At 68.8% G+C, this 15,998-nt stretch carries 11 protein-coding genes; 7 read left to right on the forward strand and 4 right to left on the reverse strand.

All coding sequences use genetic code 11. The annotated features are described in order from the left end of the window. Window positions 1–2: 2 nt before the first annotated feature. Complete coding sequence (locus tag D9V41_RS14830) at window positions 3–749, reverse strand: CPBP family intramembrane glutamic endopeptidase (RefSeq protein ID WP_121795365.1); 747 nt, start codon at window positions 747–749, stop codon at window positions 3–5. Window positions 750–849: 100 nt separating this feature from the next. Between D9V41_RS14830 and D9V41_RS14835 the strand changes: the two genes are divergently transcribed. Next, window positions 850–2,109, forward strand: a complete 1,260-nt coding sequence (locus D9V41_RS14835; protein WP_121795366.1) for a DUF445 domain-containing protein — start codon at window positions 850–852, stop codon at window positions 2,107–2,109. Here D9V41_RS14835 and D9V41_RS14840 read toward each other — a convergent pair whose 3' ends face one another. Beyond that, the gene (locus tag D9V41_RS14840; protein WP_121795367.1) at window positions 2,110–3,738 is read right to left on the reverse strand and encodes a phospho-sugar mutase; all 1,629 of its coding nucleotides are present in this window, start codon (window positions 3,736–3,738) and stop codon (window positions 2,110–2,112) included. Further along, complete coding sequence (locus D9V41_RS14845; protein WP_121795368.1) at window positions 3,735–4,541, reverse strand: purine-nucleoside phosphorylase; 807 nt, start codon at window positions 4,539–4,541, stop codon at window positions 3,735–3,737. The genes D9V41_RS14840 and D9V41_RS14845 overlap by 4 nt, the downstream gene beginning before the upstream one ends. Window positions 4,542–4,675: 134 nt before the next feature. On the opposite strand from D9V41_RS14845, the gene D9V41_RS14850 reads away from it, so the two are divergent. From D9V41_RS14850 to D9V41_RS14875, 6 genes are all read left to right on the forward strand, one after another. Beyond that, window positions 4,676–5,818, forward strand: coding sequence for a heme/hemin ABC transporter substrate-binding protein (locus D9V41_RS14850; RefSeq protein ID WP_121795369.1), 1,143 nt, complete (start codon window positions 4,676–4,678; stop codon window positions 5,816–5,818). Further along, a complete protein-coding gene (locus tag D9V41_RS14855) occupies window positions 5,815–6,843 on the forward strand; it encodes a FecCD family ABC transporter permease (protein ID WP_121795370.1) in 1,029 nt (342 codons plus the stop codon). The genes D9V41_RS14850 and D9V41_RS14855 overlap by 4 nt, the downstream gene beginning before the upstream one ends. Beyond that, window positions 6,840–7,628 (forward strand): heme ABC transporter ATP-binding protein, encoded by a 789-nt coding sequence (locus D9V41_RS14860; protein WP_121795411.1) that lies wholly within the window; start codon window positions 6,840–6,842, stop codon window positions 7,626–7,628. Before D9V41_RS14855 ends, D9V41_RS14860 begins: the two co-directional genes overlap by 4 nt. Continuing rightward, on the forward strand, window positions 7,628–8,305 hold the full coding sequence (locus tag D9V41_RS14865; RefSeq protein ID WP_121795371.1) for a biliverdin-producing heme oxygenase: 678 nt from the start codon (window positions 7,628–7,630) through the stop codon (window positions 8,303–8,305). Before D9V41_RS14860 ends, D9V41_RS14865 begins: the two co-directional genes overlap by 1 nt. Before the next feature lie 42 nt (window positions 8,306–8,347). After that, entirely contained in the window at window positions 8,348–9,718 is a 1,371-nt protein-coding gene (locus D9V41_RS14870; protein ID WP_121795372.1) for an NAD(P)H-quinone dehydrogenase, read from the forward strand. 148 nt (window positions 9,719–9,866) lie between these two features. After that, window positions 9,867–14,057, forward strand: a complete 4,191-nt coding sequence (locus D9V41_RS14875) for a SpoIID/LytB domain-containing protein (RefSeq protein ID WP_121795373.1) — start codon at window positions 9,867–9,869, stop codon at window positions 14,055–14,057. A gap of 69 nt (window positions 14,058–14,126) precedes the next feature. Here the strand turns inward: D9V41_RS14875 and D9V41_RS14880 are convergent, their stop codons facing one another. Then, a complete protein-coding gene (locus D9V41_RS14880) occupies window positions 14,127–15,896 on the reverse strand; it encodes an acetyl/propionyl/methylcrotonyl-CoA carboxylase subunit alpha (protein ID WP_243697291.1) in 1,770 nt (589 codons plus the stop codon). Window positions 15,897–15,998 lie beyond the last annotated feature (102 nt).

Here is a 15,998-nt window from a genome sequence, read left to right on the forward strand (position 1 = left end):
TGTCAGCGCAATCCGAGGGCCTCGGCGAGCAGCGCGTAACCGACGAAGGCGACGATGTCGAGGATCGCGTGCGCGATCACGAGCGGCATGACGCGTCCGGTCCGGTGGTACCAGTAACCGAAGACCACTCCCATGATGGCATTGCCGAGGCCCTGACCGAAGCCTTGGTAGAGGTGATACGCGCCGCGCAGTAAGGAGCTCAGGGCGATCATCGCCGGGACGGACCACCCGAGTTGGCGCAGGCGGGTCATCAGATATCCCACGACCACGACTTCCTCGAGCACCGCGTTCTGCATGGCGGCGAGAATGAGCAGGGGGTACGTCCACCAGGGCGCGCCCGCCGGGCTGAGCACGATGTCCGCGGTGACGCCGAGCTCGCGCCCGACGGCATAGACGCCCAGACCGGGGAGCCCGATGACGGCGGCGAGCACGGCGCCCCACGCGATGTCGCGGATCGGACGTGACCCGTCGAGGCCGAGCCTGCGCCAGGGGGACGGGCGTCCGGGATCGCTGGCGAGGAGGAAGAGGGCGAGTGCGACGGGAACCAGCGCGAAGCCGATGCTCAGCAGCTGGAGGGTGATGTCGTGCCACGGCATCTCGCTGCGTCGGGGGTTGAGCGTCGCGGTGGACTCTCCGAGCGGTCCACGCGCCAACTTCGCCAGCAGACTGACCACGGCGTAGACGGCCGACTGGCCCAAGGAAAGGCCGAGGACGATCCAGATCTCGGCGCGCAGCCGGCGAGGACTCACCGTTCGTCGGTACCGAGATCGCAGGAGGCAGCCCCGTTCACGTTCATGCGGGCAGTGTAGTGCGCGCGCCGGACCGGGCCCGCCGCACTAGGGTGCCTGCATGACGAGCCTCGCCCTTCCTCCCGAGCTGTCCGCAGCCGACGGCGAGCGACGTCGCCGACTCCGCGTGATGCGGACCGTCGCCACATCATTGCTCCTGTTCGCCGCCGTCGTCTTCGTCCTGACACGTGATGGCGAGGGCTGGATCGGCTACGTGCATGCGGCCTCGGAGGCGGCGATGGTCGGTGCGATCGCGGATTGGTTCGCGGTCACCGCGCTGTTCAAGCGCCCTCTCGGGCTCCCCATCCCGCACACCGCGCTGGTGCCGCGAAAGAAGGAGCAACTCGGGGCGAGTCTTCAGGAGTTCGTGAGCGAGAACTTCCTGCGACCGGAGGTGGTCCGCGACCGCGTGACTCAGGCGGATGTCTCGGTGCGACTCGGCCGGTGGCTCGCCGACGAGGCGCACGCTCGGCGGCTCGTCGACGAGGGCTCCGACGTCGCGGCAGACGTCCTCGCCGCGATCGACCCCGCCGACGTCGAGGCGGTGCTGACCGACATGATCATCCCGCGGGTTCTCGAGGAACCGCTCAGCCCGGCCATCGGCGAACTGCTCGCCGAGGTCGTCCGTGAGAAGGCGCATCACGGTCTCGTCGATCTGGTGCTGTACGAGCTGGGCGGGTGGATGGACCGGCATCCGGATCGCCTCACCGCGCTCGTGACCGAACGGGCGCCCAGCTGGTCGCCCGAATGGGCGAACCGTCTGGTCGCCGACCGGCTGGTGCGGGAGGCGCGCTCGTGGGTCGACGACATCCGCATCGATCCCCAGAGCAGTGCGCGTCAGGCGCTGGATCAGTGGCTCGCCGAGGTGGCCGAGGACCTCCAGCACGATCCGGAGACCGCTGCCGCGGCCGAACGCCTCAAGCAGCGGCTGCTCACGCAGCCCAAGACTCTCGCGACGGCCGTCCGCCTATGGGACACCTTGCGGCTCGCCGTCCTCAGCGCCCTCCGCGATCGCGACGGCCTCCTGCGCCGGCGGTTCCAGCAGGAGGTCCGGCATTTCGCGCATCGACTGCAGCACGATGCCGCCCTGCGCGAGCGGGTCGACCGGGTGGCGCGCGACGCGTCCGGGGCGATCGTCGAGCGCTACGGCGCCGAGATCGCGACGGTGATCTCCGCGACCGTCGACCGCTGGGACGGCCGCGACACCGCGCGCCGGATCGAGTTGCTCGTAGGGCGCGATCTGCAGTTCATCCGGATCAACGGGACGGTGGTCGGCGGACTGGTGGGCGTTCTCATCCACGCCGCCACGACGTTGCTCTGATCAGGACGCGACGAGCTCGCGTACGTCCTCGAAGAGTCGGGCCAGTTCGGTCTCGGCGTGCGCGCGCGTCGTGTCCGCCGAGCCGTCCCAGGCCACGACGATCTGCAGGTAGCACTTGAGCTTCGGCTCGGTGCCCGACGGCCGGATGATGACCCGAGCGCCGCCCGCGAGGCCGAGCCGGATGCCGTCGGTGGGCGGGAGGCCCGCGTAGCCGTCGGCGAGATCGTCCATGGTCTCCACGGTTCGGCCACCGAGTTCACGCGGCGGCGTGGCGCGGATACGCTCCATGAGCGCAGCGAGCTCCGAGATGTCGCGGACGCGCACCGCCACCTGGCCGGTGGCATGCCACCCGTGCTCGGCGTAGATCTGCTCCAGTCGGCCGAGCAGGTCCGAGCCCTCCGCGCGCAGCCGGGACGCGAGGTCCAGCACGACCAGGGCGGCGCTGATGCCGTCCTTATCGCGTGCGATCTGCGGAGCCACGCAGTACCCCAGCGCTTCCTCGTAGCCGAACGCGAGCCCCGGCACCTTGCCGATCCACTTGAACCCCGTGAGCGTCTGTTCCCATCGTTGTTGCCGGGCGGTGGCGAGGCGTCCCACCAGATCGGAGGAGACGATCGACGCGGCATAGGTGCCGGTGACTCCCGCGCGCAGTCGTGCATCGGCGAGCAGAGCCCCGAGTTCGTCGCCGGTGAGCATCCGGTACCCGCCGGAAGCCTCTCGCACGCCGACGGCGCACCGGTCCGCGTCCGGGTCGTTCGCGATGACGAGTTCGGCTCCGACGGCCTCGGCTTCGGCGAGCGCGAGGTCCATGGCTCCGGGTTCTTCCGGATTCGGGAAGGCGACGGTGGGGAAGTCGGGGTCGGGTTGGGCCTGAGCCGCCACCACCCGCAGACCGTCGAAGCCTGCCTGCGCGACCGCCTGGCTCAGCACCTCGTGGCCCACGCCGTGCAACGGCGTGTAGACGACGTCGAGATCGCGACGTTCACCCGTGTCGACGAGTTCGACAACGCGCTCGACGTAGGCGTCGACGAGGTCGTCACCGGCGACGACGAACGCCTCCGAGCGCGGCAGGGTGTCCACGGGCCCCACCGCCGCGATGCGAGCGGCGATGTGCTCATCGACGGGCGCGGTGATCTGGCTCGTGTCGCCCAGGTAGACCTTGTAGCCGTTGTCGCGCGGCGGATTGTGCGATGCCGTCACCATGATGCCCGCGCTGCAACCCAGGTGACTGATGGCGAATGCGAGCACCGGGGTGGGCAGCGCCCGGGGGAGCAGCGTCACCTCCAGTCCGGCTCCCGCCAGCACCTCGGCGGTGTCGCGAGCGAAGCGGTGCGACTGGTGGCGTGCGTCGAAGCCGACGACGACCGACGGAGCGTCCTCCTGCGCCAGGAGGTAGTCGGCGACGCCGCGAGCCGCCTGCATGACGACGACGCGGTTCATCCGCAACGGCCCGGGCCCGAGCTCGCCCCGGAGCCCTGCCGTGCCGAACGCCAGACGCCCCGCGAACAGCCGCTCGAGCGCGGCACGGTCACGGCGTTCGACCAGCTGACGCAGGTGCGATGCCGTGTCGGGGTCCGGATCCTGGGTGATCCAGGCGCGAGCCTGGTCGAAGACGTCTGGCGAGGTCACGCGGCGCGTCCTCCGATCCGCGGCAAGACCTCGGCGAGCAGCGCACCCATCCGGGCCGCTGAGGAGCGGCCGGCCTCGAGCACCTCGGCGTGGTCGAGGGGTTGCCCGCCGATGCCGGCCGCGAGGTTGGTCACGAGGCTGATGCCGAGGACGTCCATGCCGGCCTCGCGGGCGGCGATGGCCTCCAAGACGGTGGACATCCCGACGAGGGACCCGCCGATCGCCCGGACCATGCCGATCTCGGCCGGTGTCTCGTAGTGGGGCCCCGGTACCTGGACGTAGACGCCTTCGTCCAGCGAAGGATCGACTTCGCGGACGAGTTCGCGCAGGCGCGGGGTGTAGAGGTCGGTCAGGTCGATGAAGTTGGCGCCGACGATCGGCGAGGTGGCGGTGAGGTTGATGTGGTCGCGGATGAGCACTGGCGTGCCAGGGGTCCACGACGGGTCGAGTCCTCCGCAGCCGTTCGTCAGAACCATCGTTTGGGCACCTGCCGCGGCGGCCGTACGGACCCCATGCACGACCGCCTCGACGCCCCTGCCCTCATAGAAGTGCGTGCGGCCGAGGAACACGAGCGCATGCGTGCCTCCGACCGGCACCGACCGGATGGTGCCGCCATGACCCTCGACGGCCGGTGCGATGAAGTGGGGCAGTTCGGCGGCCGGGAACTCGGTGGCGGGCTCCCCGAGGGCGTCCGCGGCGGGCAACCATCCGGAGCCCATGACGAGGGCGATCGTGTGATCGACGTTCCCGGTCTTCTCACGCAGGACGTCGGCGGCTTCACGGGCGCGGTCGTAGGCGTTCACCGGCCCACCCTACGACAGGACCCTCCGGTGTGTGCGGTCCACGATGTGAGCGAGCCGACGCACGGTTCGGTACTTAGGTCTGCTTTACTTAGGCTCACCTAGCCAAGGGTGACCTTACTGAAGGAGTGCGTTCCGTGGCTTCACGTCCCTCGAGCCCCTGCCGCGGTGCCGTCGCGCGGCGGAGACGCGCGGCGACCGTCATCGTCACCGCGGCGTTGGCACTGGTGGGGTGCGCGGCGCCAGGCGGCGGGACGGATCCCGGCGATGGCGCGGGGGAACGGACCCCGCTCGAGGACGTCGTCCCGGCGGCCGATCCCCGCGCGCTCGAGGGTCCTGCCACCGCCGTGCTGGGCGACCGGTCGGTGGTTCCGGTGGCCGACGCGGCCCGACCGTCGCTCCCGGTCACGGTGACGTCGTTCGAGCGCGGCGGCGCCACCCGCGAGGTCACCGTCGACGACGTCTCTCGGATCGTGGCATTCGACATGTCCGGGTCGATCGCGGCGACGGTCTGGGGACTCGGGCTGGGCGATCGACTCGTGGGGCGCGATCAAGCGGCAGGGTTCGCGGGCATCGAGGACGTCGCGGTCGTGACGAGCGGGGGACATGCCATCAACGCCGAAGCGGTGATGGCGCTGCGGCCGAGCGTCATCGTCACCGACGGCTCGGTGGGTCCGCGCGACGTCGTCGAACAGCTGCGCTCCGCCGGAGTACCGGTGGTGTTCGTGGAGCGGGACGCATCCGTCGCGGGCGCCGCCATGCTGGCGCGCTCCGTGGGCGAGGCTCTGGGGGCGCCGCAGCAGGGCGAGGCGCTGGCGCAGCGCATCCAGCAGGAGGTCGAGCGCGTCACCACGACCGTCGCCGAGCGTTTCGCCCCGGAACGACCCCTCACGATGGCCTTCCTGTACATCCGCGGGGATGCGGGGATCTACTACCTGTTCGGTCCCGGTTCGGGTGCCGACGACCTCATCACGCGCCTCGGAGGCCGCGACATCGGGACCGAGAACGGGTGGGGGGAGTACACGCCGTTGACCGACGAGGCGCTCGTGGCGGCCGACCCGGACGTGATTCTCGTGATGACCCACGGCCTCGAGTCGGCCGGCGGCGTCGACGGCCTCATCGACTCCAAACCAGCCATCGCAGCGACCACAGCGGGACGTCAGCGGCGCATCATCGACATGGCCGACGCGGACGTGCTGTCCTTCGGCCCACGTTCTGCCCAGGTCATCGACGCCTTGGCCCGCGCCCTGTACGCCGAGCCGGACGCAGGCGACGCATGAAACGGCTCGCCGTCGTCGCGACGCTGATCGGGGTGCTGCTTCTCGGCCTCGTCGTGTCCGCGCGCGTCGGCCAGCTTCCGGTCAGTACGACCGATGTGCTCGGAGCAACTCTGGCGCGGCTCGGTATCGCCAGCGACTGGATGCCGAGCGACGAGGTCATCGCGATGACGCTGGAGCAGATCCGGTTTCCGCGGGTAGCGCTCAGTGCGCTCGTGGGGGCGGCGCTCGCCGTGGGCGGAGCGGTGATGCAGGCGATCTTCGGCAACCCGCTCGCCGAGCCCGGCGTGGTCGGCGTGTCCTCGGGAGCGGCGCTCGGCGCGGCCGCAGCCATCGTCTCGGGGATCAGCGTTGCGGGCGGTGCGAGCGTCGCGGTCGCAGCCTTCGTCAGCGGCTTCGTCGCCACGGTCCTGGTGTACGTCACGGCGCGAGCGAACGGGCGCACCGAGGTCGTGACGCTGCTTCTCACCGGTATCGCCGTCAACGCGTTCGCCGGGGCGGGTATCGCGCTGGTCATGTTCATGGGCGACACCGCGTCCCGCGAACAGATCGTCTTCTGGCAGTTGGGGAGTCTCAACGGTGCGCGCTGGCAGGAAGTCGCCGTGGTGGCCGTCATCGTGGTGCCCACGACGTTGATCGCCCTCGCGCTCGCCCGTCGCTACGACCTGCTCAGTCTCGGCGAGCGCTCTGCGTCGCACCTGGGTGTGCGCGTCGAGGCGCTGCGGATCGGTTCGATCGCGCTCGTCGCGCTCCTGACGGCGGCCGCCGTCGCCTTCGCCGGCATCATCTCCTTCGTCGGCCTCGTGGTTCCGCACAGCATGCGGATGCTGCTCGGCCCCAGCCATCGGGGGCTGTTGGTCGCCAGCGTCATCGCCGGCGCGGCGCTGCTGGTGTGGTGCGACCTGCTCGCGCGTACGGCCGTCGCGGGAGCCGATCTGCCCATCGGCATGATCACTGCGCTCATCGGGGGACCGTTCTTCTTCGTCCTGATCCGCCAGGCCCGCTCGCGCGCGGGGGGGTGGGGATGAGCGACGTCGTGTACCGGGTCCGAGACCTCGTCGTGCGCCGTGGCGAGCGACGTCTGCTCGATGGTGTGGATCTGGACGTTCCTGCAGGTGAGATGCTCGCGATCGTCGGGCCGAACGGCGCAGGGAAATCAACACTCGTCGGCGTGCTCGCCGGCGACGTCCACCCCGACCACGGCCGCGTCGAACTCGAGGGACGCGAGGTAGCGCAGTGGCGACCGCGTGAGCTCGCGCAGCGCCGCTCCGTCCTGCTGCAGTCCCATGCGGTGAGCTTCGGCTACACCGTGGACGAGATCATCGCGATGGGTCGCAGTCCCTGGCCGGCCGACTCGCAGCGGGACGCAGCCGTGATCGATCACGCCGTGCGCCGCGCCGACGTCGCTCACCTGCGTGACCGTTCGTATCTCGTCCTGTCCGGAGGCGAGCGGGCGCGGGTCTCCTTGGCCCGGGTGCTCGCTCAGGACACGCCGATCCTGCTGCTCGACGAGCCGACAGCGGCTCTGGACCTGCGGCATCAAGAGGACGTGCTGCGGTGCGCCGCGGAGGACGCCCGGGCGGGCCGGACCGTCATCGTGGTGCTCCACGACTTGTCCCTGGCTGCGGCCTACGCTTCACGCATCGTGATGCTCGACCGCGGAAGGGTCGCCGCACAGGGGCGGCCCCGCGACGTCCTCACCCCCGAGCGTGTGCGAACCGTCTACGGTATCGATATCGCGCTCCTCACCGGCCCCGACGGTTCCCTGCTCGTCGTTCCGGACCGTCGTCCCACCCCCGAAAGGAACCGCTGATGCCCGCCACCGTTCACCCCACGGCGACCCCGCCGTTGTCGGTCCTCATGCGCGACGGCTCGGCCATCGAGCACCGCGAGGCCGAGAGCTCGGACTTCATGACCACGATGCTCGACGGCCGGATCAACGCTGCGGGTTACACCGCCTACTTGGCTGCGCTGCGGCCCGTCTACGCCGCGTTGGAGGAGGTCGGTCGCGCGCTGTCCTCCCACCCGGTCGTCGGGGGCCTCATCGACGCGCGACTCGATCGGCTCGCCTCGCTCGACGCGGACCTGCGGTACTGGTCGGCTCGGTCGGGGTGCACGCCCTCGGATTCCTTGTCGCCCGCCGTCGCCGGCTATGTGGCGCACCTTCGGGAGATCGAGACCGACGCGGTGCTCTACATCGCTCACCACTACACGCGGTATCTGGGCGACCTCAGCGGGGGCCAGGCCATCGGGCGCATCCTCGGTCGTACCTACGACATCGGTCGCGGGGACAGCGGCCTGACGTTCTACGAGTTCGACCTCATCGACAAGCCCAAGCCGTACAAGGACGCCTACCGGGCCCGGCTCGACGCGCTGCCGCTCAGCAGCGACGAGCAGCAGCGCGTGGTCGAGGAGGTGCGGCTGGCGTTCGCGCTCAACGGGGCGGTGTTCACCGAACTCACCGAACACCTCGACGCGTACACCGCCTGACACGATTGGCCCTCCCCACCGGGTCTGCGGAAGAATGACCCCGTGACTCATGTGGCGATCATCGGAGGCGGACCCGGCGGATACGAGGCGGCACTGGTCGCCCGGCGACTCGGTGCGGAGGTGACGCTGGTCGAGCGCGACGGGGTCGGGGGATCGACGGTTCTCACCGACTGCGTGCCCAGCAAGACGCTGATCGCCACGTCTGATCTGCTCACCGAGGTCGGCTCCGCCGCGGAGCTCGGCGTCGAGGTTCCGTCGACGGTCCGCGCCGACCTCGCGAGCGTGAACGCGCGCGTCCTGCGGCTCGCTGCCGCCCAGTCGCACGACATCGAGGAGCGGCTGGTGTCGGCGGGCTGCCGAGTGCTCAGGGGCGAAGGACGGGTCGAGGCGCCCGGTCGCGTGGTGATCACCACGCCCGAGGGTGAGGAGACGCTCGACGCCGACGGGATCCTGCTCGCGACGGGGGCGCATCCGCGGGTGAGCGAGGATGCTCGTCCCGACGGCGAGCGCATTCTGACCTGGGAGCAGGTCTACGGCCTGCAGGAGATCCCCGAGCACATGATCGTCGTGGGGTCCGGTGTCACGGGTGCGGAGTTCGCGAGCGCGTATACGGGCCTCGGCGCGCAGGTGACCCTCGTGTCCAGCCGCGATCGCGTGCTCCCCGGCGAGGATCCGGACGCCGCCAACCTCATCGAGAACGTGTTCACGCGCCGCGGGATGACCGTCATGGGCAACTCCCGGATGGCTGCCGTGGCGCGTGAGGGTGACCGCGTGACGGTCACTCTCACCGACGGACGCACGCTCGAGGGGTCCCACTGTCTCCTCGCGCTCGGTTCGATCCCCAACACCGCCGATCTCGGGCTCGAGGCCGCCGGGGTCGGGCTCGACGACGGCGGCTTCGTCCACGTCGACAAGGTCTCGAGAACGTCCGTTCCCGGCATCTACGCGGCCGGCGACTGCACGGGCGTGCTGATGCTGGCCTCGGTCGCCGCGCAGCAGGGGCGGATCGCGATGGCGCACCTGCTCGGCGACACCGTCAATCCGCTGCGGCTCGCTCATGTCTCGAGCAACATCTTCACGTCGCCGGAGATCGCGGCGGTGGGCATCTCGCAGAAGCAGATCGAGGAGCGGGGGATGCTCGTCGACACCACGATCCTCCCACTGGCCGCGAATCCGCGCGCGAAGATGCAGGGTGTGCACGACGGTTTCGTGAAGCTGTTCGCACGGCAGGGTACCGGGACGGTCGTGGGTGGCGTGGTCGTCGGTCCGCGCGCCAGCGAGTTGATCCACCCGGTGTCGCTGGCGGTCTCCGCACAGTTGACGGCGGACCACGTGGCCGAGGCGTTCACGGTGTACCCGTCCATGTCGGGTTCGGTCGCCGAAGCTGCGCGCCGGTTGCATCGTCTGCTCTGATCAGTTTCGGCGCGTCGAACGAAACCACACGCGTGTGGTTTCGCAGGTCACCGGCGCGGGCTGGCGCGAAGGCCGTTCGTGAGGCAATAATCCTCCTTGACATCAGGATTCACATCCGTCACAGGCGTCACACGAATGGACTTCCCCCATGCATTCACGGCCTAGGATGGTGCGCTCCGGCGCACTCGTCGCGGCGACGGCATCCGCGCTGCTCTTGACCTGCGTCCAGCCCACGGCAGCGGAACCACAGGTTCCTGCCCCTACTCCCGCGCCCGGCACCGCTCAGGTCGAGCGTTCGGAGCCGCCCGCTGCCCCTCCCTCGGACCCCGCTCCCACGCAACAGGAGCAGGAGTCGGTGCCGACGACGCCGCCGCCTGCCGAGGCCACCGTCCTGGAGGCTCCCGCGCCGGTCGAGACGTCGGACGAGACGATCTCCGACCTCGTGACCGTCGAGCAGACCCGGGCTCCTGCTGAAGCAGAACAGCTGTCGGCCGCTGCGGTTGACCCGATCATCGAGCAGACCGACCTCAAGCCGTTCCGGATGGCGGGCGTCAACTGGACAGCTGACCCGGCATTGACCGATATCGAGGTCAAGGTCCGCGTGCGCGTCGGCGGGACGTGGGGCGAGTGGCACGAGCTCGAGGTCTCCGACTACGAGGAAGTGCCGTCGTCGACCGATCCGCTGTGGACCGAGACCGCGGACGGTATCGCCGTGCAGGCGTCGTCGGCTCAGGGGCCGCTGCCCGGTGTGGAGATCACCACGATCGATCCCGGCCCGGAAACCGTCGACACGCCGGCCGTCTACCTCAAGGGGATGGACGCTGAGGCCGTCGAAACAGCGACCGTCAGCCGTCCGCCGATCATCTCCCGCGCCGGCTGGGGGGCCGGATCGGGCACGTCGTGCGACGCCACCCGCGGGTCGATGCGCGGCATCGTGATCCACCACACCGCGGGTGCGAACAACTACTCCAAGGGCGAGTCCGCCGCGATCGTGCGGGCGTACCAGACCGACCACATCGTGCGTCAGGGCTGGTGCGACATCGGCTACAACTTCCTCGTCGACAAGTACGGGCAGATCTTCGAGGGCCGCGCGGGCAGCATCACCCAGCACCGGCGTGGCGCTCATGCCGGCGTGGGTGTCGTCAACGACAACACGACTGGCATCTCGATGATGGGCAACTTCGAGACCGCCGACATCCGTTCGGGGGAGTGGGCGACGCTGCGGAGCACGACGGTGCGGCTCGTGGCGTGGCGTCTTCAGCAGTTCGGGCTCACGGCGCTCTCCCGCGTGACGTTCAATGGGCAGACGAACTTCACCGTCAGCGGCCACCGCAACTGGAAGGCGACCGCCTGCCCGGGACGCTTCGGCATCGCCTGGCTCGACGCCCCCAACGGCCTGCGGTACGAGGTCGACCAGCTGATGTTCTACTCGAACCCGCCCGCAGCCGAACCGAAGCCAGTAGTGCGGGGTCTACGCGCAGAGGACGCCCAGTCGGGCGCGCTCACGCTGCGCTGGAACGCGCATGCTGGCGCCGCGCGCTACCGCCTCTTCTTCTCCACGTCTGCAGCCCGGCCGGAGACGTGCGCCAGGGGAGGTTGCTACGACGTTGCCGGTGATCACCTCAGCCGGACATTCGAAGGTCTCCAGCCCGGAACCACGTACTACGCTCGCGTCGTCGCCATGGACGCGAATGGCCAAGCTCTTACCGACTGGCACGAGACACCGCTGAGTGCGAAGACGATGCCTGTCGTGAGTGGGCTGGCGTTCGCGGACCTGCAATCCGACCGGGTGAATATCCGGTGGAATTCTGTTTCGGGTGCCGCGCGTTACCGGATGTACGTTTCGACGTCCCCTGATCGTCCTGTCACGTGCGCGACTGGCCATTGCTACGACGTCTCGGGGAGCCAGCTCAATCGAAACTTCGATGGTCTCGATGCCGGCACTACGTACTACGCCCGTGTCGTCGCGATCAACGCCGCTGGAGTTGCGCTCACGGATTGGCACGAAACTGCTTTGGCCGTGAAGACGTTACCGCTCGTCTCCGGCCCTCGCATTGAGTCACTTCAGTCGGATCGCGTAACGCTCGGATGGAGCCCTCTCACGGGAGCTGCGCGATACCGCTTGTACGTCTCGACATCGCCGGACTTTCCGATCGTATGCGCGAGCTCATGTTATGACGCGTCGCCGGGAAGCAATCGACATAGCGTTGCGAACTTGCGTAGCGGCACCACCTACTACGCGCGAGTTGTCGCTCTCGACGCTTCGGGAAATGCACTGAGCGGATGGCAACCTGGGGCGGTCTCCTTCAAGACGCCCACTGAGTCTTCAACGGTCGTGCAAGGACTCCGCTCAGAAGCCGTGACGGCCGATGGGGCTACCTTTCGCTGGAATTCGACCGCGGGAGCAGCGCGCTACCGAGTACACCTATCGAAATCAGCGAGTCTGCCGACCTCGTGCGGTAGCTCGTGTTTCGATACAGCATCAACCGAACTTGAGCGCCGGGTGACAGGGCTCGAACCCGGTACGACCTACTATGCAAGGGTCGTCGCGATGGACAAGGCCGGCAATGGAATCACCGAATGGCATCCTGAAGCCTTGAAGATCGTGACGCCCCGGCATGCATCGGTTGTTGGAGGGCTCCGCGCTGAAAGCGCCCTTGCCGACAGGATTTCTCTTCGATGGAACCCTGTGGACGGGGCCGCTCGGTATCGCCTGTACGTGTCGACCACGGCTGAGAAGCCGACGACGTGTGGAACGTCGTGCTACGACACTCGCGGCACTGAGCTCACGCGATCGGTCACCGGTCTAAAGTTCGGGACGACGTACTACGTACGCGTCGTGGCCATGGACTCCCAAGGGCGGGGTATCACCGCTTGGTCGGACGCTGCGGTGTCAGTGGCAACCCCCACATTGATTCGAGGCCTTACGTTCAGCGCTGTCCGGGCCGATCAGACCACGTTGAGTTGGAGTCCCTACGCCGGGGCTGCTCGCTATCGCGTGTATCTGTCGACGTCCCCTGACCGTCCCAGCACATGCGGCGGAAACTGTTACGACGTCGGCGGGCACCAAACATCCCGGGTAATGACTGGACTACGCCCCGGAACCACGTACTACGCCCGAGTCGTAGCTATGGACCCAGCAGGGACTGGTATCACGGACTGGCATCCCACACCGCTGAGGTTCGTGACCGCCACCGACACGAGCAGCTCGACGAACGTGGGATACGTCCGCAACGGCAGTCTCACCGTGAAGGGGCATGGCTACGGCCACGGCATCGGCATGAGCCAGTTCGGTGCGCTCGGCGGTGCCCGCGCCGGCAAGAGCTACCGGGAGATCCTCGGGCACTACTACTCCGGCACGTCGATCGGTACGTACTGGACGAACATCCGCGTGCAGATCACGGCGGCGACCTCGCCTGATCTGACGATCCTCGCCCGAGGCGACATCACCTTCCGTAACGCGGCCGGCCGCAGCGAGCGGCTTCCCACCTCGGTGAGCGGTCGCACGGTGGAACGGTGGCGCATCACCTACGTCGGGGGCGACGCGACAAGCTCCAAGCTGCAGTATCTGCACCGAGGCACCTGGTACAACCACGGTGTCGGTTGGCGCGGCAATGGCGAGTTCGACGTTCCCGGTGGTGCCACGAATACGTTGATCCTGCCGAACGGGTCGCAGGTGCGGTACCGGGGCATCCTGCGGTCGGCCGTGCCGAGCGCGGGCTCGACGCAGCGCGTCACGGTCAACGTCGTCGCGTTGGAGGACTACGTGCGCGGCGTGGTGCCGCGCGAGATGCCGCCGACGTGGCCGCAGGAGGCCGTCAAGGCTCAAGCGCTCGCGGCGCGCAGCTACGCCGTCTCCACCATGCGCCCGACGCACTACTTCGACGTCTGCGACACCACGGCGTGCCAGGTCTACGGCGGTGCGAATGCCGAGCACAGCGGGTCCAATCAGGCGATCGACGCCACCGCAGGCCAGATCGTCACCCACAACGGCAGGGCGGCGTTCACGCAGTTCTCGAGCTCCTCGGGTGGCTTCACGAACCAGACCGCCAACCTCGGTGCTCACCCGTACCTGCGCGCGGTCAACGATCCGTGGGACGACACGCCAGGCAACAACAACCACGCCTGGACACAAGAGGTCGCCGCGTCGCGTATCCAGTCGTCGTACCCGCAGATCGGCACTCTGGAGAAGGTCCGGATCACGCGCCGGAGCGGCAACGGGTCGATGGGCGGTCGCGCCTGGGACATCCACCTCGACGGCTCGCGGGGATCGGTGCAGATCAGCGGTAACGCAGCCCGCTCGGTCTTCGGGCTGAAGTCGGACTGGTTCGGGTTCTGAGCCGAAGCGATTGACGGCGAAGGGCCGCTCCCCACGGGGGAGCGGCCCTTCGTCATCACTGAGCTGCGCTCAGGCGTCCTTGATCTCGCAGATCACGGCGCCGGCACCCAACGTGGCACCGACCTCGGCCGCAAGGCTGCCGACCGTGCCGGACTTGTGGGCGTTGATGGGCTGTTCCATCTTCATCGCCTCGATCACGAGGATGAGGTCGCCCTCAGCCACCTCCTGGCCGTCCTCGACCACGAGCTTGACGACCGTGCCCTGCATGGGCGACGTGAGCGAGTCACCGCTCACGGCGGCAGCCGCGGAACCACCGGCCTTGCGCTTGGCCTTCTTCTGACCGCCACCGGCGGCCGCGGCCGATGCCCCCAGGCCGCCGGGCAGCACGACCTCGACGCGCTTACCGCCCACCTCGACCACGACGCGCTCACGATCGGCCGCCTCGTCGGCGGCCGCCGCAGGCCCGGCGTAGGGCTCGAGCTGGTTGTCGTAGTCGGTCTCGATCCACGTCGTGTAGACGTCGAACGAACCGTTCTCCGCCGTGTAAGCGGGGTCGTGCAGCACGCTCTGATGGAACGGGATGACCGTGGGCATACCGTCGACCACGAACTCGTCCAGCGCTCGGCGCGAGCGTTCGATGGCCTGCTCGCGGGTAGCGCCGGTGACGATGAGTTTGGCCACCAGGGAGTCGAACGAACCCGGGATCGTCTCGCCGACGACGTAGCCCGAATCGACGCGCACACCGGGGCCAGACGGGGGCTCCCACGCAGTGAGCGTTCCGGGGGCCGGCAGGAAGTTGCGGCCACCGTCCTCGGCGTTGATACGGAACTCGATGGAGTGACCGCGGATCTCCGGGTCGTCGTAACCGAGCTCTTCGCCCGCGGCGATGCGGAACATCTCTCGCACCAGGTCGAGACCGGTGACCTCCTCGGAGACCGGATGCTCCACCTGCAGACGCGTGTTGACCTCGAGGAAGCTGATCGTGCCGTCGGCCGCGACGAGGAACTCGCACGTCCCGGCGCCGACGTAGCCGGCTTCCTTCAAGATGGCCTTGGACGAGGAGTAGAGGCGCTCGAGCTGCTCCTCGCTCAGGAACGGGGCCGGAGCCTCCTCGACGAGCTTCTGATGGCGGCGCTGCAGCGAGCAGTCACGCGTCGAGACGACGACCACGTTGCCATGGGCGTCGGCGAGACACTGAGTCTCGACGTGGCGCGGCTTGTCCAGGAACTTCTCGACGAGGCACTCGCCGCGTCCGAACGCCGCGACCGCCTCACGGACGGCCGATTCGTAGGCGTCGGGGATCTCCTCACGTGTGCGCGCGACCTTGAGGCCGCGGCCACCACCGCCGAAGACCGCCTTGATGGCGATCGGGAGTCCGACCTCGTCGGCGAAGGCGACGACCTCCTCGGCGTCCTTGACCGGGTCCTTCGTGCCGGGGGCCAGGGGTGCGTCGGCCTTCTGCGCGATCTGCTTGGCCTTGGCCTTGTCGCCGAGGGCGTCGATCGCGGCCGGCGGGGGACCGATCCAGATCAACCCCGCGTCGATGACGGCTTGCGCGAAGTCGGCGTTCTCGGCGAGGAACCCGTAACCCGGATGCACGCTGTCCGCCCCGCTGCGCTTGGCGACCGCGATGATCTTCTCGATGGAGAGGTACGAATCCGCGGGCGTGGCGCCTTCGAGGGAATACGCCTCGTCCGCGAGGCGGACGAAGAGCGCGTCGCGGTCGGGCTCGGCGTAGACCGCTACGCTGCCGATTCCGGCGTCCTTCGCAGCGCGGATCACCCGGACGGCGATCTCACCGCGGTTGGCGATCAGTACCTTCTTCAACGGCGTCGTCACGTGAACTCCTTGTCGTCGACACAGCAGCGCGGGCTGCAGAGCGAGTCTAGGGCGTCGGACGGGCGCGCCGTGTCCCAGGTCTCACATAACGAGGGGCGGCGG

The organism is Aeromicrobium phragmitis, from assembly GCF_003674095.1.
GTDB lineage: Bacteria > Actinomycetota > Actinomycetes > Propionibacteriales > Nocardioidaceae > Aeromicrobium > Aeromicrobium phragmitis.